The 15,934-nt window shown below is 36.0% G+C and carries 28 protein-coding genes; 7 read left to right on the top strand and 21 right to left on the bottom strand.

All coding sequences use genetic code 11. From position 1 onward, the window contains the following. Positions 1-12: 12 nt before the first annotated feature. From ACM26V_RS00275 to ACM26V_RS00200, 16 genes are all read right to left on the bottom strand, one after another. Entirely contained in the window at positions 13-381 is a 369-nt protein-coding gene (locus ACM26V_RS00275) for a hypothetical protein (protein ID WP_416149470.1), read from the bottom strand. Positions 382-384: 3 nt separating this feature from the next. Further along, positions 385-579: a DUF3954 domain-containing protein gene (locus tag ACM26V_RS00270; RefSeq protein ID WP_416149469.1), complete on the bottom strand. Its 195-nt coding sequence runs from the start codon at positions 577-579 to the stop codon at positions 385-387. A gap of 69 nt (positions 580-648) precedes the next feature. Next, entirely contained in the window at positions 649-795 is a 147-nt protein-coding gene (locus ACM26V_RS00265) for a hypothetical protein (RefSeq protein WP_416149468.1), read from the bottom strand. 25 nt (positions 796-820) lie between these two features. Further along, on the bottom strand, positions 821-1,003 hold the full coding sequence (locus tag ACM26V_RS00260) for a hypothetical protein (RefSeq protein ID WP_416149467.1): 183 nt from the start codon (positions 1,001-1,003) through the stop codon (positions 821-823). Positions 1,004-1,021: 18 nt separating this feature from the next. Further along, positions 1,022-1,960 carry a DUF4373 domain-containing protein gene (locus ACM26V_RS00255; RefSeq protein WP_416149466.1) on the bottom strand — a complete coding sequence of 313 codons (939 nt, stop codon included), beginning with the start codon at positions 1,958-1,960 and terminating at the stop codon, positions 1,022-1,024. Positions 1,961-1,994: 34 nt separating this feature from the next. Beyond that, the gene (locus tag ACM26V_RS00250; protein WP_416149465.1) at positions 1,995-2,636 is read right to left on the bottom strand and encodes a hypothetical protein; all 642 of its coding nucleotides are present in this window, start codon (positions 2,634-2,636) and stop codon (positions 1,995-1,997) included. A 17-nt stretch (positions 2,637-2,653) separates the two neighbouring features. Beyond that, complete coding sequence (locus ACM26V_RS00245; RefSeq protein WP_416151962.1) at positions 2,654-2,788, bottom strand: DUF6906 family protein; 135 nt, start codon at positions 2,786-2,788, stop codon at positions 2,654-2,656. Positions 2,789-2,845: 57 nt separating this feature from the next. Next, on the bottom strand, positions 2,846-4,138 hold the full coding sequence (locus ACM26V_RS00240; RefSeq protein WP_416149464.1) for a 5'-3' exonuclease: 1,293 nt from the start codon (positions 4,136-4,138) through the stop codon (positions 2,846-2,848). Between the two features lie 16 nt (positions 4,139-4,154). Beyond that, positions 4,155-4,385 carry a hypothetical protein gene (locus tag ACM26V_RS00235; RefSeq protein WP_416149463.1) on the bottom strand — a complete coding sequence of 77 codons (231 nt, stop codon included), beginning with the start codon at positions 4,383-4,385 and terminating at the stop codon, positions 4,155-4,157. A 211-nt stretch (positions 4,386-4,596) separates the two neighbouring features. Continuing rightward, on the bottom strand, positions 4,597-4,899 hold the full coding sequence (locus ACM26V_RS00230; RefSeq protein ID WP_416149462.1) for a hypothetical protein: 303 nt from the start codon (positions 4,897-4,899) through the stop codon (positions 4,597-4,599). A 12-nt stretch (positions 4,900-4,911) separates the two neighbouring features. Then, positions 4,912-5,148: a hypothetical protein gene (locus tag ACM26V_RS00225; protein WP_416149461.1), complete on the bottom strand. Its 237-nt coding sequence runs from the start codon at positions 5,146-5,148 to the stop codon at positions 4,912-4,914. A 109-nt stretch (positions 5,149-5,257) separates the two neighbouring features. Next, on the bottom strand, positions 5,258-5,464 hold the full coding sequence (locus ACM26V_RS00220) for a hypothetical protein (protein ID WP_416149460.1): 207 nt from the start codon (positions 5,462-5,464) through the stop codon (positions 5,258-5,260). A 9-nt stretch (positions 5,465-5,473) separates the two neighbouring features. Beyond that, entirely contained in the window at positions 5,474-5,743 is a 270-nt protein-coding gene (locus tag ACM26V_RS00215; RefSeq protein WP_416149459.1) for a helix-turn-helix domain-containing protein, read from the bottom strand. Positions 5,744-5,828: 85 nt separating this feature from the next. Next, positions 5,829-6,026, bottom strand: a complete 198-nt coding sequence (locus tag ACM26V_RS00210) for a hypothetical protein (protein ID WP_416149458.1) — start codon at positions 6,024-6,026, stop codon at positions 5,829-5,831. Positions 6,027-6,043: 17 nt separating this feature from the next. Beyond that, on the bottom strand, positions 6,044-6,826 hold the full coding sequence (locus tag ACM26V_RS00205) for a phage antirepressor (protein WP_416149457.1): 783 nt from the start codon (positions 6,824-6,826) through the stop codon (positions 6,044-6,046). 97 nt (positions 6,827-6,923) lie between these two features. After that, entirely contained in the window at positions 6,924-7,160 is a 237-nt protein-coding gene (locus tag ACM26V_RS00200; RefSeq protein WP_416149456.1) for a helix-turn-helix transcriptional regulator, read from the bottom strand. A 163-nt stretch (positions 7,161-7,323) separates the two neighbouring features. Here ACM26V_RS00200 and ACM26V_RS00195 point away from each other — a divergent pair, with 163 nt between their 5' ends. From ACM26V_RS00195 to ACM26V_RS00165, 7 genes are all read left to right on the top strand, one after another. Further along, positions 7,324-8,016 (top strand): helix-turn-helix domain-containing protein, encoded by a 693-nt coding sequence (locus ACM26V_RS00195; RefSeq protein ID WP_416149455.1) that lies wholly within the window; start codon positions 7,324-7,326, stop codon positions 8,014-8,016. Positions 8,017-8,123: 107 nt separating this feature from the next. Next, entirely contained in the window at positions 8,124-8,924 is an 801-nt protein-coding gene (gene tcmP / locus ACM26V_RS00190) for a three-Cys-motif partner protein TcmP (RefSeq protein ID WP_416149454.1), read from the top strand. A 55-nt stretch (positions 8,925-8,979) separates the two neighbouring features. Then, positions 8,980-9,699: a DUF5131 family protein gene (locus ACM26V_RS00185; RefSeq protein WP_416149453.1), complete on the top strand. Its 720-nt coding sequence runs from the start codon at positions 8,980-8,982 to the stop codon at positions 9,697-9,699. A 75-nt stretch (positions 9,700-9,774) separates the two neighbouring features. Continuing rightward, positions 9,775-10,398, top strand: coding sequence for an ImmA/IrrE family metallo-endopeptidase (locus ACM26V_RS00180; protein ID WP_416149452.1), 624 nt, complete (start codon positions 9,775-9,777; stop codon positions 10,396-10,398). Next, positions 10,373-10,729, top strand: a complete 357-nt coding sequence (locus ACM26V_RS00175; protein WP_416149451.1) for a hypothetical protein — start codon at positions 10,373-10,375, stop codon at positions 10,727-10,729. Before ACM26V_RS00180 ends, ACM26V_RS00175 begins: the two co-directional genes overlap by 26 nt. Before the next feature lie 2 nt (positions 10,730-10,731). Further along, on the top strand, positions 10,732-12,282 hold the full coding sequence (locus ACM26V_RS00170; protein ID WP_416149450.1) for a recombinase family protein: 1,551 nt from the start codon (positions 10,732-10,734) through the stop codon (positions 12,280-12,282). Positions 12,283-12,600: 318 nt separating this feature from the next. Then, the gene (locus tag ACM26V_RS00165; RefSeq protein ID WP_416149449.1) at positions 12,601-12,756 is read left to right on the top strand and encodes a hypothetical protein; all 156 of its coding nucleotides are present in this window, start codon (positions 12,601-12,603) and stop codon (positions 12,754-12,756) included. A gap of 47 nt (positions 12,757-12,803) precedes the next feature. On the opposite strand, the gene ACM26V_RS00160 is transcribed toward ACM26V_RS00165, so the two are convergent. The 5 genes from ACM26V_RS00160 to ACM26V_RS00140 are packed head-to-tail and all read right to left on the bottom strand — an operon-like array spanning position 12,804 to position 15,933. Further along, a complete protein-coding gene (locus ACM26V_RS00160) occupies positions 12,804-13,262 on the bottom strand; it encodes a type II secretion system F family protein (RefSeq protein ID WP_416149448.1) in 459 nt (152 codons plus the stop codon). 4 nt (positions 13,263-13,266) lie between these two features. Next, positions 13,267-13,827, bottom strand: coding sequence for a type II secretion system F family protein (locus ACM26V_RS00155; RefSeq protein ID WP_416149447.1), 561 nt, complete (start codon positions 13,825-13,827; stop codon positions 13,267-13,269). Positions 13,828-13,830: 3 nt separating this feature from the next. Next, on the bottom strand, positions 13,831-14,193 hold the full coding sequence (locus ACM26V_RS00150; RefSeq protein ID WP_416149446.1) for an ATPase, T2SS/T4P/T4SS family: 363 nt from the start codon (positions 14,191-14,193) through the stop codon (positions 13,831-13,833). A gap of 44 nt (positions 14,194-14,237) precedes the next feature. Continuing rightward, positions 14,238-14,741 (bottom strand): hypothetical protein, encoded by a 504-nt coding sequence (locus tag ACM26V_RS00145; protein ID WP_416149445.1) that lies wholly within the window; start codon positions 14,739-14,741, stop codon positions 14,238-14,240. Beyond that, entirely contained in the window at positions 14,734-15,933 is a 1,200-nt protein-coding gene (locus ACM26V_RS00140) for an FtsK/SpoIIIE domain-containing protein (protein ID WP_416149444.1), read from the bottom strand. The genes ACM26V_RS00145 and ACM26V_RS00140 overlap by 8 nt, the downstream gene beginning before the upstream one ends. Between the last annotated feature and the right edge of the window lies 1 nt (position 15,934).

The raw sequence follows: 15,934 nt of genomic DNA, 5'->3' as shown, positions 1-15,934 counted from the left end.
TTACTTCCTCCTCTACAAAAAGTCATCAAGCTTAACATTGAAATCGGCATGTTCAGTAACGGTTTCTTTCGTTTCCGGTACAGTTTCTGCCTTTTCAGTAACGGTTTTACCTGGTTTCGTATCAATTCCGAAATACTTCAACACTACTGCAAACCCTTCCTCATCAGTCAGTACTGCACAATTATCTACCTTTTTCTTTTTTGCTTCCGTTCGCATTGCAGCTAAGCTGTTTTTGATAGTTTTGTCTTTGGCCACTACACTTTCGGCATCTTGTGGATTCTTTTCTAGGTGCAGGAGCAAGAAATCTCCAATCACTTGCACATATGGATGCTTGCTTTCCTTCGCCATTTCATCTTGGATTTTTTTCATAGCTTCTTTCATCGTTTACTTCTCCTCAAATGTTAATTTAGAATAAGATATTTCAGTATGAACAGGTTTTCCACCTTGCCAGGTAATGATTTGTTTACCATATCCATCGGGAAGTGAATCAACAGCTTCAATTTCCCCTTGTTTGACAATATAGGTTTTATTCTCAGTCAAACTAATTTCAACAGTGTTCTTTTGTTTATTTTCTGGCATATTTACCCCTCCAGGATGTATAATGTATGTAATCAGCAGACATTAGCCAATCCTAAAGGGTTGGTTTTTTTATTTGAACATTTTAAACAATGACTTTTGGGCTTTATTCTTAGCAATATGCTTCGTCAAATTGCCATTTTTAGTTGCCTTCGCTGTACCTACAGCATCCCCAATTTTTTTCCCTTTTTTGAATGCTGCCATTAGTTTTACTGCCATTATCAATCTCTCCTTTTTTGAATTATTATTTGCTAATACTCACTGTTTCTCTAAGTTCAATATTTTCCGATACTAATTGATTGTTTTCCTTTTCTAAGTATTCCATCCTCTCTGAGACTGCAGTAAACAACACTTCGTCAACACGTTCCCCTCGGTCCTTATAATCTCTCAACATGCTAATAATTACCGCTTGTGCAAGTTTCACCATGGACCTCCTCCAGTGTTTTTAACCACTCTTTGCTTCTTTCTTTTCCCTCAGTATCTTTCGATATTCAGCAGCCTCCTGCTTTGCTTTTTCTAATGATTCTGGATTACTATCATCCTTGGCTTGCGAATCATCAGCCATCCATTTCGGTATTGGTTCCTTTTTTGCTTGTCCAAATTTTGGATGAGGATTATTATTTTCATCCTTCTTTTCAAGTAACAATCTATCAAACTGACTTCTTAGCTTATCGGGTGATAGGATATTCTTGTACCAAAAATGATGGTTTTGACTCCATATGATTATTTCCTGTATTTCTTTTCCTGACCTTTTATCTCGATCCATCATCAATCTAAAGACGTTCGCCCAATTTTCTAAATTAGGATTCTTAGCTGATGGGTTATTCTCTTTAATTAATTTAAATAATAAATCAGCTAATTTTAAGTGATGTGTTTCAAATTTCAATTTGGAACGAGTATCTTTATTACTTTTCTTTCCTTTACTTTCCTTTACTTTACTTTCCTTTACTTTGTGAGCAGAAACCGTTCCATTCTGGGTGGTTTCTACGTCAGAAACTTCTTCCTTTGCTTTTTTATACTGTTTACGCATATTATGACGCTTTTCAACTACTGGTTTTGTACGCTTTTTAATGCCATTCGAACTCAAAACTTTTTTATCTTCGTACATTCGGCGACAAAAAATTTCTCTCTTGAAGCTTGTCTCGAGCATCTTGTAAAAGTCATTTTCCGTAACAGCAACCTTTCTGCAAAGTATCTGAATAGTTTCTGAATCAGAAACGTCTAATTCTGCGTTGTTTGTGCGATAGATACGTTCCAGCAATATGAAATAAAAGGCGTATCCGTCATTGCCGTAAAGCATTCTGAGAGCTTCAATCTTTTCATCATTCATTGCGTCCGTATCGTGCGGAAAGTAATCTAGTCCTTCTTTTTTCGGTCTAGCCAACCACCTCACCCTCTTTCTTTCGTAAGATGAACCCTCAGAGGACTCTCACTGGAGTAATTAGTACTGATATATCTTCACCATCAGATAGCAAAATAGGAGTTAACTTTCCTGAAAAGCTAATAGTGATAAATTTGGACTTTAGTTTTTCGAATACATGAAGGGCATCCCTCATCGATTCATTGTTGTAATGAATGGTTTCTCTTTCTGATATAATTTCTTCGAATGGCAAACTGTAGGTTAACCCATCTTCTGGTGATGGTATTTCGAAATTAGCTTTATCAGCAGTTATTGTTATAGCAACAACATTATTCCTGTCTCTGTAAATCGTCTTGAACATTTGATTCATGGATCGGTGCATTTGCAACCAAATACGTACGTGCTCTTGATTAAGTGTTATCGACCTCTTATAATCGTCTGAACTCATCATTTTTTTGGTGTCTGGATATTTACCTGTTGCGAACTCCAACGTCTTCGGGTTAACCAGATAAGATCCTGTAAAGCCGTGTATATTGTTAACTATTAAAGCCTTTATTGAATCTGTAGCGACGATTGACCCATCATCTTTGTGTTCAACAAAGAGTAATATCGGTCTAGTTAGATTATTAGATACGAATTTTTTAGATAATTCAATAACATCTGCATAACGGTCTGAATGTATGAAATGTAAATTACTCATGTTATATTTCCCTCCCTTTAACTCGGTATCTGACGCTCTCTTCCAACTTCTTTATGTTTTATCAGCAATTGATCATCCATGGACTTTTTAATACACCAATGACGAAAATTCAGTCCTACCCAAGCAAAAGCTTGTCGATGTTTGCGCGTCACACGCTTCAAAACTGCACCTCCTTTTTTATAATTCCCCGTATGTGGTTAACCCTTTTCTTATCTAAAATTAAGCCATCTAAAGGCTTTATCTTTACCTGAATGATTGATTTTCAATTCATATTTTGTGAAATCATTTAGCATTGGAATATCACAGACAATCTTAGCTAATTTTCTACTTAGCATCGTGTCTGATTTCCCATCCTCGAGTTTCTTTTTATATCTAGAAAAAGACTTGTCGAGAGTTTCAATATTTTTATAAATACCTTCCAACGTCTTATATTGTTTAACAAGTGGAAAGGCCGCTTTCTCACCAACGCCATGACACCCTGGGATATTGTCACTTGATTTACCCTTTTCTCCTAAAATTGCTTTTACATCAACCCACTGAGACGGTTTAATGCCATATTCCTCCTCGAATTTCATCGAAGAATAGAAAAGATCCTGTTTATTTTTATTAATAATCTGCTGCACTTTAATTTCAGGATCAAGAAGTTGGAACATATCTTTATCGTTTGAGTAAATATAGCATTTGTCCGTCAATGAACTAATTTTTCTAAATTCTGTAGAGATTGTCCCAATTAAATCATCAGCCTCGTAAGGATCCAGACGAAGTTGAGGAATATTCATCAGACGTAAAAGTTCTTCCACTGTTTTATATTGCTCTTTTAACTCTGGTTCCGTTTCTTCACGTAACGCTTTGTAATCACTGTAAATATTTCGTCGAAATGTATCAGCTCGTCCAATATCCCAACAAATCACCAAATGAGTGACTTGTAAAGATTGGATTAAACGGAGCATTTTCTTTACAAAAACATAGACCCCGTTCGTGAATAACCCTTCTTGATTCCGCATTAAATTTCCACGAAAAGAAGTTGCAAAGTACCCTCTTGCTAACAGGTTAGAGCCATCTATAATTAATAAATTTTTTCGTCGATATGATTCATTTAAAGTAGCTGGTTTCTCTTCCTTTTTTTCTACTCGGACACTTAATTGATTATTATTACATTGAATATCATCTACACACTGCATACCATCAATAATATTTGCATCACTCATTTTCTGAATAAAATTTTGTAATAATTCAGATAAAGTTTTGCTTGTCAGTCCAGCAATAGGTTTAGCTACTATGACATAATGATCTTTCTCTTTCGAAGATGTCACTTCACTTTTTACTGGAGTTTCTTCTGATTGTTCAGAAAGTTGAAGTTGAATCTTAGAATCTTTAAATGAAATGGAAGTAATCATCGACCTTTCAAGACTATTAAGCTTTCTAATCAATGAATTCAACGAAGCTTTAATCGACTTTGACGTAACTTGGTGAGTAGCTAAATACACCCACGCTTCTTTCACTGCGATTCACCTACCTTTAGAACAGGCTTAGTTGCTCCATTTTGATTTCTTTCGGTTCATCATCTACTTTTACCACACCGTTTTTGGACATCTCGTGCAAAGATACACGTTTGAAACGATGACCACTTTCATCACCAATATCCAATGTGACAGCGAATGGTAAGATTTCACCCTTAAAAATATCAGTAATTGTCCCCCAGCCTTCAAATAAGAAATGATCCACATAAACTCGATCATGAACCTTCATTCGACACTCCTTTCTGGCACTTCTGCTGCACCGATCGAACCACGTTTCAAAGGTGGTTAATTTTTTAGCAGGAAACAACGTGATCCGATCGGTAAAGCCGAAGCTATACCTTGCCGTATTTAGCGGCGTATCATTGTCCTCATCCTTTCTTGTTTTAAAATCGAAATAATGATATTATTAATTTATCCTAAAGTTTCAAACGCCTTTCACGTTACCGCGTGATGGGCTTTTTCTTTTGTTCGAATTCAGCGATGATATCTGCTAACAGATCGAAAGGCATTGGTAACTTTTCGCCTTGATATAAAACGTGTATCCCGATAAATAGTAGCGACCTTTCCATTCCAAGGATCTCGTGTTTTGGTCCTTCAAAAGCGTGTGAGTATCTTCCGAATCGTAATCCTGTTTCGATAGCACCGTTACAATGCAAGTGAATTGCTTCGGTGAGATTTTTTATTTCGTAATTTTTCAACCGATCAACTTCTCCAGCAAGTGTAAAATCTGATTTTCTTAACATTTTTTCCTCCTTTTAAAAAGAACGACTTATTGAAATTTTTCTATACAAGGCAATTACTTTTGGATTCTCTCTTTCCCAATTTTCATTTCTCAACATAGGAATCGAAAAGAATCCTTCCATATCTGTCATCAGACTCGCCAATTTTATTACTTTAACGTGTTTAGCGTCGCTCGAATTCATTATCACTTCATATTTCCTATTTATTTCTGCAAGGTTCAATTTATACAACTCCTTTAATAAAAATGCCACTCTTACAAAGGTGAAAAACTCCAATAATAGAACGCCATGCCCCACAATATGATTGCTACTGCTACTGATCCGACGAAATCTTTTGTGGAATTCACTTTCGTTTGCTTAGTCACCCAAACCACCCTTTCGAATAACCGATTGCTTTGATATCCTTCTCTGAAACCTTCTGTCCGAAAGTATGTTTCATAAATGCAATACCCTCCTCTTTTGCTCGCTTTTTTAAATTGAAGTAATCAAGTTCTTCTTTGCAAAAGACGTTGACTGTTACTGGATTGTTTTTTATTGATAACTCGCACTTATAATGTACTTCTGGCATGACTACCTCCTAAAAAAGTAAGATTGTTCCGATGAACGGAGTAAGTTGGTCGATCACACTTGCGACTTGAACCGGGTCAACCGCAAGCATTGCGGCAATAATAATGTCCTGTCCGTTTGTTAACCGCCCCCATTTAATTGCTTCTGACCATTTTATTTCTTTAATATTGTTTTCAAATTTTGTAATGCAGGTACGAGAACGATTTAACTTTTCTGCTAGTTCTTCTTGAGATAGTCCGGTTCGCTCCCTCGCCGCTCTTAGTACAGCGCCAAGGTCCAATTTTCACACCCCCTTATGTTCCATTTTGGAACAGTTCCTCAATGGAACCGACAATGTCATTATTTGTCTTTACAATGGAAGGAGATCAACTTACTTTTTCTGGTTCAACAATATCGATTAACTCGTTGTACATTGAAGTAATGGGTTGTTTCTTTTCGCCCCATTGGCGCATTAAGCGAATTGCTTCCTCTTCGTCCTGGTATGAAAGTTTCGCTAACAGTTTTGGAATCTGCATTCTCTTTTTTAATATTTCTGGATCGATCGGTAAATCTTTAAATTCCATATTGAAATCCTCCTTTTTCACTGTTTTTGATAACAAAATTCTTTAATTAAAACTTGTAAAAATTTCACTTGACCCTTTCCAGTGATCTGAGTGGTGTACGTTTCGATATCACCAACCGAACGACTTACCAATGTTGGTGTTACTTCAAAAAGACCTTGCTCAATGTATTGTTGTTTCGGATTATTTTTTTCTCTTCCGAATCTAATGAAATAACCGTTGTCTCGAAACCATTTGAATAGATTATTCCGACCAATTTTCACGCCATGGTCTTTATATATTATTTTCGCGTATACACCAATGTTGATGGATCCACTAGAATTAGAGATTGCTTTCCCAAAATTCGTAAAAGGCATTTCAACTTGTCTTTTTTGTTCGACTTGATGACGTTCTTCTCTTTCTTTTTTCAGTGTTGTGAGTAATCGAATTCCAAACTCAGGATCATTCAGCATGTTCTCAACTGTTTGTGGCGTTGCATAGGCTCCATTCCTTCTAATAGAAGGAATGACTTCTGATGTAATCCACTTTCTAAACTGCCTTGCTTCTGGTTTTCTAGAATCTAGGATGACGTCGTATAGACCATCTTCATTAACCACTGTTACCGTTTGTTCTCTACCGAGCCGGTCTTGGATGGGGTGGTTTGAAACCACATCATCTGTCAAACGTCTTTTTACTGTTGCAACGTGACCAAGATCAAGAATTTCGCAAACATCTTTCAGAATAAAGTGAGGTTCTTCATCAATAACGACAATTCTTAAGTTTTGCCCAGCGAACGGAAATGCTTGTTCTTGTAATTGGTTCATTTCGCTCCCTCCTTAATTGACACTGGCATGCCGCATATCTTGCATTGTTGATGCCAGTCTTGGATTTTTTTGAATGGACATCGAGGGCATTCTTTCATCAGATCACTTCCTTTTTTACCCTCTGTAATTTATGTGCAACAGTGTTAGTAAAAAAAATATCTCGTGGATCTTTATTGAAAAAATTAGCAACTTTCATTATCATTTCTCCAGAAGTGTTCGATCCGTTTTCAATTGAAATTATAGTCTGTCTTGAAACGCCAAGAGCCTCTGCTAACTCTTGTTGCGTCATATCAAACTCTTGACTTCTTCTTAGGTATTTAATGTTATTTTTCATTGTCCCACCTCTCTTTCAATTTGTCGCACATTGTTTACAATTGAATTGTATAACACGATATTCCACTTGTCAACTATGTGCGACAATAAAATTATTTATTTATTGTAAGATAAGCATTACAATATGATTAATAGAATTTACATATCATAAAGGAGCAGTAACGATGAGTGAACTAGGAGAGTTATTAAGGGGCTTAAGAGGAAAAAAATCATTAAGAAAAGCTGCGAAGGATACAGGGCTTAGCCACTCTTATATTGCCGACATTGAAAAAGGTTTTAGAAGAGACACACATACTCCTCTAAATCCATCCCCAGATACTTTAAAATTAATCGCTACTGCTTACAACTATCCTTATAAGAAGCTACTCGAAAAAGCAGGATACATTAATCCAGAAGATTATTTCGAAGATTTCCCAAATGCAGCTGAGTATAATAAAAAGTTTCCATTTATAAATTCAGGAAATTATTTGAAAGATTTAAGAACCGAAAGAGAATTAAGCAAAGAAAAAATGGCCGATATATTAGAAGTTCAGTTATCAGAGTATGTTGCACTTGAAAAAGGAAGTCTTTTTCTGGAACCTAAAAGTCGTCGATTAGTTAGCGAGCACTTTGGTGTTTCAATTGAATCTATCAACGAACATATTGATCAAGCAAGAGATAAAAGGGACAAGCATCCTGATTCTCCTAAGAATAGAGCGAGAGAAAGATCATCCTCTAGTCTCGAACGACAAAACGAAGAGGAGCATCTTTTCTTTTTCGATGAAGAAAACATTACACCAGAAGAAATGGAAGAGCTTAAAAAGCACCTGGAGTTTTTGAGGTATAAGGCAGCACAGGAAAATAAAAATGATTCATAAAAATAAATTATATTAATACTTCTATTGCACTAACACAAAATTAACCACACCAAGACACGCATAGGCTTACTTTGCGTGTCTTTTATTATTGTATGGGGGTAATTAAAATGGCTTATGGTAAAAACGATGATAAAGTAGGGCAATGGTCGGTTGATAAACTAGCACTTCTCAAAAAGTATATTCCTATTTTCACCAAGGCGACTCAAAAAGCACATCACAGATATTATATTGACTGTTTCGCGGGAAAAGGCGAATGGATCCATAAAGAAACAAACAAAAAGGTAGAAGGATCTGCAGTAATTGCTATGAAGCATGCAAAAGAATTTACGCATATTTACTTAATTGAGTTTGACAAACAAAGGGTTAATCACTTAAATAAGCTAGCGGAAAAGTATAGTTGTACCGATAAAGTTACAATTCTCCACGGAGACTGTAATGAAAAAATACATACTGTAATGAATCATATTAACAAAAAGGCTCCAACATTTGTATTTTTAGACCCTTCAAAAGATCAAATTAAATGGAAGACGATTGAATTTTTATCTAAATGGAAAACGGAATTATTTATGTTATTTCCTTACCACATGTTTTTAAATAGAATGTTACCCACGGACAAAAGTAAAATCACAAAAAATAATATTAACAGAATGAATGAATTTTTAGGGACGGACGAATGGCAGCCTATATATTATGATAAAGTGCGCGTCTACTATTTTTCTGAAATATATGATCTTTATTCAAGTCGTATTAATAATTTAGGATATACCTATATTTATTTATCTAATGTATTCAGAGTTCAAAATGGTCCAAATTTGTATTACATGATTTTTGCTGGAAAACATAAAGCTGGCATGGATATAATGAAATGGGTGCAGAGAGGTCAACACGAACAACTAAAACTGTTTTAGAACGGATGTTCTTATATTTGATTTTATGTTATTATAAGAATAAGGAGGGGTAATTATGGCAGGAAAGTCAAGTATTGAATGGACTGAATCGACATGGAATCCTGTAACAGGATGTACAAAGGTTTCTTCAGGTTGTAAAAATTGTTATGCTGCAACAATGGCAAAAAGACTGCATGCTATGGGAAACCCTAGATATGAGAATGGTTTTAACGTTACACTTCATCATGACTTAATAGATAAACCACTGCAATGGAAAAAGCCGCGTAAAATTTTTGTTAATTCCATGTCTGATTTATTTCATGAGGACGTTCCTTTAGATTTCATTAAAAGAGTATTTCATACAATGAATAACTCACTACATCACACGTATCAAATACTAACAAAAAGACCTGAAAGAGTCGCTCAGCTGTCTTCTGAATTTAATTGGACACCTAACATTTGGATGGGTACTAGTGTTGAAAATAATTCTACTCAACACCGAATTGACCACTTAAGGAACGTCCCTTCTTTTGTACGTTTCTTATCATTAGAGCCTCTAATTGGTCCTATTGATAACATAGACCTCACCAATATTCATTGGGCAATTGTTGGTGGTGAATCCGGTCCTGGTGCAAGACCTATGGAGGCTGAATGGGTTCGAAATATACGCGATCAATGCTTTGATTACGATGTTGCTTTTTTCTTTAAGCAATGGGGAGGCGTTCAAAAGCATAGACATGGACGAATATTAGATGAAAAAACTTATAACGAGTTTCCAGAGTTCGCCTTAACATAAAGTCCACAATTGTGGACTTTTTTATGTTGATAAAAAGAACTCTTGTTCGTATAATGATATATAGAGGTGATCACTATGGTGAAATATACACAAACGCATTTAGAAGCATGGATAGATAATCTGTATATAGAATTAGACATACATACTCCATCTGAAATGTATGAAAAAAAGATTGCTGATTACTTAAATATTTACTTATTTAAGAAACCGCTCCCTTCAAACTCTTATATTAATGGAGAATATCGCACTATGACAATCGATAACAGAATCTCAGTAGTTAAACAACGTGAAGTGTTTTTTCATGAATTGGCTCATATTGTTCGACATGTTGGTTGGCAGTTCAAAGAAATGCCACTGAGATTTAAAGAACTCCAAGAGTGGGATTCTCGTCATTTCTATTTTTACGCTGCCATGCCCTGGGCCATATTAAGAAATATTAACTTAGAGTCTCCTAACATTGTCGTAGAATTAAGCGAAGCATTTTTTGTATCAGAATCATTTGTAATAAATAAATTACATTACATTCGTAGAAAGGCTAAGGAGTACGATGTATCTGTAGCTTCAAGATCACTTGAAATTGACTCAGCTACTTACAGACCACACGAATGGTCATCTGAAACGAAACGGGTCATGGAACAATTAAAGCAACAAACAGGACAGGAGGTCATCAACTATGTGGGTTTATTACGAAGAGATTGATGGTGAATTACAACCGAAATGGTTGATTCTAAAAGCGAGGACAAATGAACAATGTTCTTATTATTACATAGACGGACCTTATAATCGTATGTATGATGGAGATATGTATGATATGACTGCTTATAGTATTAGCTTAAAGGACATCAATAGAGATCCCCTCCAAGAAAACTGCCTTATTATTTCTAATATCAAGTTAGAACAATCCCTAAAACGTAACAATTATGATGAAACTATGATCCATGAAATCGATTATTACATTATACTTATTGAAGACGTACAAGAATTATTAAACTATGAAACTGTTACTAAAATTAAAAAGGAGGTCTGTTAGATATGCGTTGTGCGATTTATATTAGAGTAAGTACTAAGCTGCAAGAAAATAAATTCTCTTTGGGCGCGCAACAATCAGAGTTACATACTCATGCTGATCAAATGGGCTGGAAAGTCATCGGTGAATTCAAAGACGTTGAATCCGGTGGAAAACTCAACAAAAAAGGCCTTAATAGTTTGCTGGATTTAGTTGAGGATGACCGAATTGATGTTGTATTATGCATCGACCAGGATAGGTTATCACGTCTTGACACGGTTGCATGGGAATACCTGAAATCGACGTTGAGAGATAATAAGGTGAAAATAGCTGAGCCTGGATCAATCACTGACCTTGCTGATGAAGACCAGGAGTTTATCTCAGACATTAAGAACCTTATAGCCCGACGAGAGAAAAAATCGACTGTCAAGCGGATGATGCGTGGAAAACGTCAACGAATGCGAGAGGGAAAACCTTGGGGAAAGGCTCCGATCGGCTATAAATATCACAAAGAAACAAGCTCATTTACAATTGATGAGGAATGGTCTTGGGTCATCCCAACAATTGATCGATTGTACATTGAAGAGGAATTGGGCATGAAGACGATTGGTGATCGATTAAATGAAATATCAAGAACACCGAATGGGAATCTGTGGAATGAAACGCTCGTTTATCGTCGTTTAGTATCAAAAGCCTTTCATGGAATCATGGAAAAAAAGTTTGCTAATGGCGAAGTGATCCGGATAGAAAATATGTATCCCCCGCTTCGTACCAAAGAAACATACGATGCGATTCAACGTCAAAGAAATTTAAGATCCACCCAATTTAAGTGCACTAGCAGGAAGCGAAATGACCAGTACATATTCAGGCGTGTTCGTTTTACATGCGGTCATTGTGGTAGAAAGATAAGCCTTAATCAAAATGGCACTGTAAAAGCCCCACTATATTACTTAAGACATGGACGTAAAAAGAGTGTTAGTGATGAATCTGTTTGTCATATTACGATAAACACCATTAGATTTGAGGATAACTTCACCAAAGCGCTGTCAGACATCCTCAGCAACCCCAATTTAGCCAGTCAATACATCGACATAGACAAAGACGATGACGATATAAACGACCTCAGAACAAGCGTTAAACAACGAGAGAAATCAATTAAGAAAATTGAAGAGAAGAAGGATCGTCTGCTTGATCTGTATTTGGATGGATCTTTTTCTAAATCACAACTGGACGAGAAACAAAAAAGTTTCGATTTTGAATTAGATGCGTTAAAGAAAATACAAAATGCTGATTTAAATAAAATGGACATGCTCAAAAATAAAGAATGGAATTATGAGATGGTTTATGAATATTTAGAAGTGATGGAGGATTTTGAAAATGAGTTTCCGTCTCTAGAACAAGCTAAGATGGTTGGCACACTATTTCCTGAAGCAATTTTATATGAAGAAAAAATTATCTTTCAAGCCCCATCCGATGAGATCCCCATCGAATTGGAGATACCAATTGATGAAGATCCATACAAATGGCACCATTCTAAAACGAATGATTATAAAGAAAAATACTGGGGGAAATCCTAAGTTCATATGTTTTCCCCCTTCATCATTTCAATTAATGTAAAGCCCTTATTACAGTTTATAATATTACGTAAATTTATCATTACCATCCACTCCTTGGATTTATTGAGACCCGTCGTGCCAAACACAACGATACTTGTCTATTCTTCCGGTGAACGAAAGGAGATAAGTTTGAGATTTCTCTACTTATTTTTAAGCCAATATATTGTATAAACCTTTAATTATTAAATTTTCTGTTAATTTTTTACCGCTTCCTTTATAATTCATGATAGAGAGCATAATATGAAGCAGTTATGAAATTTAATTTGGGAGGGCATTCTTTTGACACTATTGTTACAGCACTTAACAAAAGCCCGAAAAAAAGAGATTAGTCTTGTACTAGGAAGAATGTTAGACCACAAAGAACTTGAGTTTATTTCATGGTTAAGTAAACGCGAGGCGGATGAATTATCAAAGAAGAAAACTTGTCGTAGTTAATATAAGTCTGTTAATTTAGGGCCCTTTATCAGTTGTGAAGATGGTTATTACCAACCATCTAGCATTGAAAAAACCGGCATCATCATTGATAAAAATAACACGAGGATAAAAACACCAATCAAACAAAGAAAAACAGGTTGAAACAGTTGAATGTTGCGATAAACCTTCTCGTACATTTGCTGAAATAAATAATTTGAGAACCTGTCTAATTCCGCACCTAGATTCCCTTTTCTTTCTCCTAACAAGATGATCGACGATAACTGAGGTAAGTAATAATTCCGCTTTTTTATCAAATCAGCGAAGGCATCACCTTCTCTTAAACCATAAGAAAGGTCTTTAGCATCGAATTGAAAAAAAGTGAGTAACGAATCTTTTTCGATCATTTTTAACGTATCATATAAGGAAAGGCCATTTTTTAGTAAAGGTGCAAGTTGCGATGTGAAGTAATACGTCAGGAGATGTTTAAGATAATTTCTTATCAAGGGGATTTTAATTAAGACATTCACTTGTTCAAAAATAGGCTTTCGCTTGAAAAAAAAAAGCAATTCCTAAAAAAATTAAAACAAAAGTTATTAAGATAGGCAATTGAAACCAAGTAGCGAATGCTAACATCCATCGAGATATCCAAGGTAAATCTTGTCCCATCGCATCGAAAAATTGCTCAAATTGAGGCAATACTCCTTCAGCCATAACGGTACCTATGACAATTAGTCCGACTAGCAAAAATACAGGATAGTGAAGGATCTTTTTTATCTTCTTTTTCAATTCATCTCGATTTCTAAGGATAATAGATGCTTGCATGAGCCCATTTTGAAAATCTCCATAGCGTTCTACAAATATTAAATAGCTAATCAATTCTTTAGAAAAGCCTCCTGAAATTAATTGCTCAGAAAAAGATTCACCTTCTTGCATTTCTACGTAGATCGAATACACCCATTTCTTTCTTTTTCCATCTGTAAATTCTAAATACAATTGGATTGCTTCCGAAAAGGAATAACCTTCCCCTAACAACGATGACAATTGAAACAAAAAATCACTGCGTTGGCTATCAGTATTAAATATACGATTCATTCATTAATAACCTCCTTTACCTAACCTTTTCCACTCTTTCATTGAAATGAAGCCGAGAGCTAACGCTTTATTCAACCAATCATCGATTGTTTTTTCCGGGAAAGAAAATTCGCTCAATTCATCTATCTTTCCAAGACATTGGTGCAAGTCATCGCCAACCAATATTTCATAAATTGCCCCTCGCCTTCTTCCCCTTCGCATACGGCAGTGAAGCTTACAATTCTCTCCACAAAACGGACAAACGATCTCAACCAATTTCTGCGCAACAATACCTTGAACTACTTCTTTAAGATCAGCTTGTGGAACCCCTAGGTCATACAACCTTTTTAATGCTCCCTTTGTAGAACTACTGTGTAATGTCGTCAAGACTAAATGCCCTGTATGTATAATAGGCACATACAAAGAAACAATTAAATTAAAACAGCAGGTGCTGCCATGGCGACTGTCTCTCCAACTCCGACCAAGAGATCCATCAACAATGGCATGAGCTGCACTAAGATATACCCGATCGATGCGTTTTGTATCAACCCTAAGCCCTTATCCTTTTGATTTATCATATAAAACAGTGCGCCACCGGTCAACATGACGAGCGCAATGGGATAGGATAACGCTTGGATCATATCTACAAGAGGGGCGAATGCTTCAATGATTTTTTCCTTTGCCTCTCCTTTGATGTATTCCGTTCCTGGTCCCGTAACAACAGGAATGGCTTCAAGGCCACCTGCATAAACATGGCTAGTGAACAATTTATTAGAAATACTTATCGCAGTTGCTCCAGTTACAAGCGTAGTGAGAGATGCTTGTAGGTTGTAGGCAGCTGCTTTTTTATTAAATCTCTTTATTTCTCTTTTAACTCCTTTTTGATTGCCCAAAAAGTCTGATATACTACCCACCGACTGCACTTTGTTAAACATCCTCTATCACTCCCTCTATATAATCATTCTCGATCATCGGAGTCTGAACAATATACTTTCGATCAATCAGATAAACGGCACGGCCTTTGATAAATGGTAAGTGGTGGGCATCTGTAATACCCTCACCTAGTACAACTTCACTCGCCTTATCTGTTTGCAACTTAAAACACAATTTCGCATCACAATTTTGTTTAATATTATGATTTAACACTTCACTGTAAGGGGTCTGTGTGGCATAGATTAAACGATAACCAAGGGCTCCACCTATGCGTGCGATACGAGACAAAATGAATTCACATCGGTTCTTGATCTCTCTTAATTCCTTATCCTTTTCAATTCCTGGCGCAAGCTCTGCTCCCTCATCGATAATCACAAAATGTCTGTTTTTAATTTTAGCCTCTCGTACATTTTCAAAATTGTTAACCTTGAAGTGATTCATGACTTGATCCATCTGAGTGTTGATCACTCCCAAAGCTTTCAGTGAATCTTCTGCATCACTGGTTAGATTCTCAACTTGCTTACAATGTTTAAAACGATTAAAGGTTAATCCTCCTTTTAAATCGATGAGCGTAAACGATACGTTCTTAGTCTGATTAGCTAGTAAGGTTGTAATCACATTTTTAAGAAATATTGACTTACCGTATTGAGTTGTTCCAGCGACAACCATGTGCATAATCTTGTCAAAGTCATGTTTAATGGGATTAGTACGAGTTACGCCTAAAGGAACATTCCAAGCTTGGCAATTGTTTTCGTAATCTAAATGATCGGTTAAAGGCGCATGAAATACCTTCACCTTCAGCACTTTATCAAATGTCATAACAACCTCTTTTTGACTGTTTTTCCTTTTCTTAATGTCTTTTATCTGTTTCTTGTAATCACCTGTAATATCGAATCCTTTTAAGTCTGACAAGCTTATTTGCTCACTGTTGCTGTTCAATCCATTCTCGATGACTTCACGCTTATTTTCAAAATCTTTAAATCCTAATCCTTCAGGAATACGGTAAATGTACTCTGTATACGTGTCTTTTTTATTTGATCGAATCAATTTAGGTATATCTTCTTTTTTATCGTATTTTACGTACAGGCCACATTTACGAAAGATACGGTCAAGCTTGCCGCTACTTCCTTGGCCACGCTTTAACATTTCTGCACTGCCCCAAATCGCGCCTCCTATCAGCGCTTCGATTAACATG

The organism is Salipaludibacillus sp. HK11, assembly GCF_047795645.1.
Lineage (GTDB): Bacteria > Bacillota > Bacilli > Bacillales > Salisediminibacteriaceae > Salipaludibacillus.
The sequence above is the reverse complement of the archived record's forward strand: the minus strand, read 5'-3'. Positions and strand labels throughout refer to the sequence as shown.

What these genes read in the sequence shown, in the direction of transcription:
- ACM26V_RS00200 (WP_416149456.1), bottom strand. Translation starts at nt 7,160, where the DNA reads ATGAAAAATAACATTAAATACCTAAGAAGAAGTCAAGAGTTTGATATG.
- ACM26V_RS00205 (WP_416149457.1), bottom strand. Translation starts at nt 6,826, where the DNA reads ATGAACCAATTACAAGAACAAGCATTTCCGTTCGCTGGGCAAAACTTA.
- ACM26V_RS00270 (WP_416149469.1), bottom strand. Translation starts at nt 579, where the DNA reads ATGCCAGAAAATAAACAAAAGAACACTGTTGAAATTAGTTTGACTGAG.
- ACM26V_RS00185 (WP_416149453.1), top strand. Translation starts at nt 8,980, where the DNA reads ATGGCAGGAAAGTCAAGTATTGAATGGACTGAATCGACATGGAATCCT.
- ACM26V_RS00180 (WP_416149452.1), top strand. Translation starts at nt 9,775, where the DNA reads ATGGTGAAATATACACAAACGCATTTAGAAGCATGGATAGATAATCTG.
- ACM26V_RS00140 (WP_416149444.1), bottom strand. Translation starts at nt 15,933, where the DNA reads ATGTTAATCGAAGCGCTGATAGGAGGCGCGATTTGGGGCAGTGCAGAA.
- ACM26V_RS00170 (WP_416149450.1), top strand. Translation starts at nt 10,732, where the DNA reads ATGCGTTGTGCGATTTATATTAGAGTAAGTACTAAGCTGCAAGAAAAT.
- ACM26V_RS00230 (WP_416149462.1), bottom strand. Translation starts at nt 4,899, where the DNA reads ATGTTAAGAAAATCAGATTTTACACTTGCTGGAGAAGTTGATCGGTTG.
- ACM26V_RS00210 (WP_416149458.1), bottom strand. Translation starts at nt 6,026, where the DNA reads ATGGAATTTAAAGATTTACCGATCGATCCAGAAATATTAAAAAAGAGA.
- ACM26V_RS00155 (WP_416149447.1), bottom strand. Translation starts at nt 13,827, where the DNA reads ATGAATCGTATATTTAATACTGATAGCCAACGCAGTGATTTTTTGTTT.
- ACM26V_RS00275 (WP_416149470.1), bottom strand. Translation starts at nt 381, where the DNA reads ATGAAAGAAGCTATGAAAAAAATCCAAGATGAAATGGCGAAGGAAAGC.
- ACM26V_RS00145 (WP_416149445.1), bottom strand. Translation starts at nt 14,741, where the DNA reads ATGTTTAACAAAGTGCAGTCGGTGGGTAGTATATCAGACTTTTTGGGC.
- ACM26V_RS00195 (WP_416149455.1), top strand. Translation starts at nt 7,324, where the DNA reads ATGAGTGAACTAGGAGAGTTATTAAGGGGCTTAAGAGGAAAAAAATCA.
- tcmP (WP_416149454.1), top strand. Translation starts at nt 8,124, where the DNA reads ATGGCTTATGGTAAAAACGATGATAAAGTAGGGCAATGGTCGGTTGAT.
- ACM26V_RS00220 (WP_416149460.1), bottom strand. Translation starts at nt 5,464, where the DNA reads ATGCCAGAAGTACATTATAAGTGCGAGTTATCAATAAAAAACAATCCA.
- ACM26V_RS00235 (WP_416149463.1), bottom strand. Translation starts at nt 4,385, where the DNA reads ATGAAGGTTCATGATCGAGTTTATGTGGATCATTTCTTATTTGAAGGC.
- ACM26V_RS00265 (WP_416149468.1), bottom strand. Translation starts at nt 795, where the DNA reads ATGGCAGTAAAACTAATGGCAGCATTCAAAAAAGGGAAAAAAATTGGG.
- ACM26V_RS00250 (WP_416149465.1), bottom strand. Translation starts at nt 2,636, where the DNA reads ATGAGTAATTTACATTTCATACATTCAGACCGTTATGCAGATGTTATT.
- ACM26V_RS00175 (WP_416149451.1), top strand. Translation starts at nt 10,373, where the DNA reads ATGTGGGTTTATTACGAAGAGATTGATGGTGAATTACAACCGAAATGG.
- ACM26V_RS00260 (WP_416149467.1), bottom strand. Translation starts at nt 1,003, where the DNA reads ATGGTGAAACTTGCACAAGCGGTAATTATTAGCATGTTGAGAGATTAT.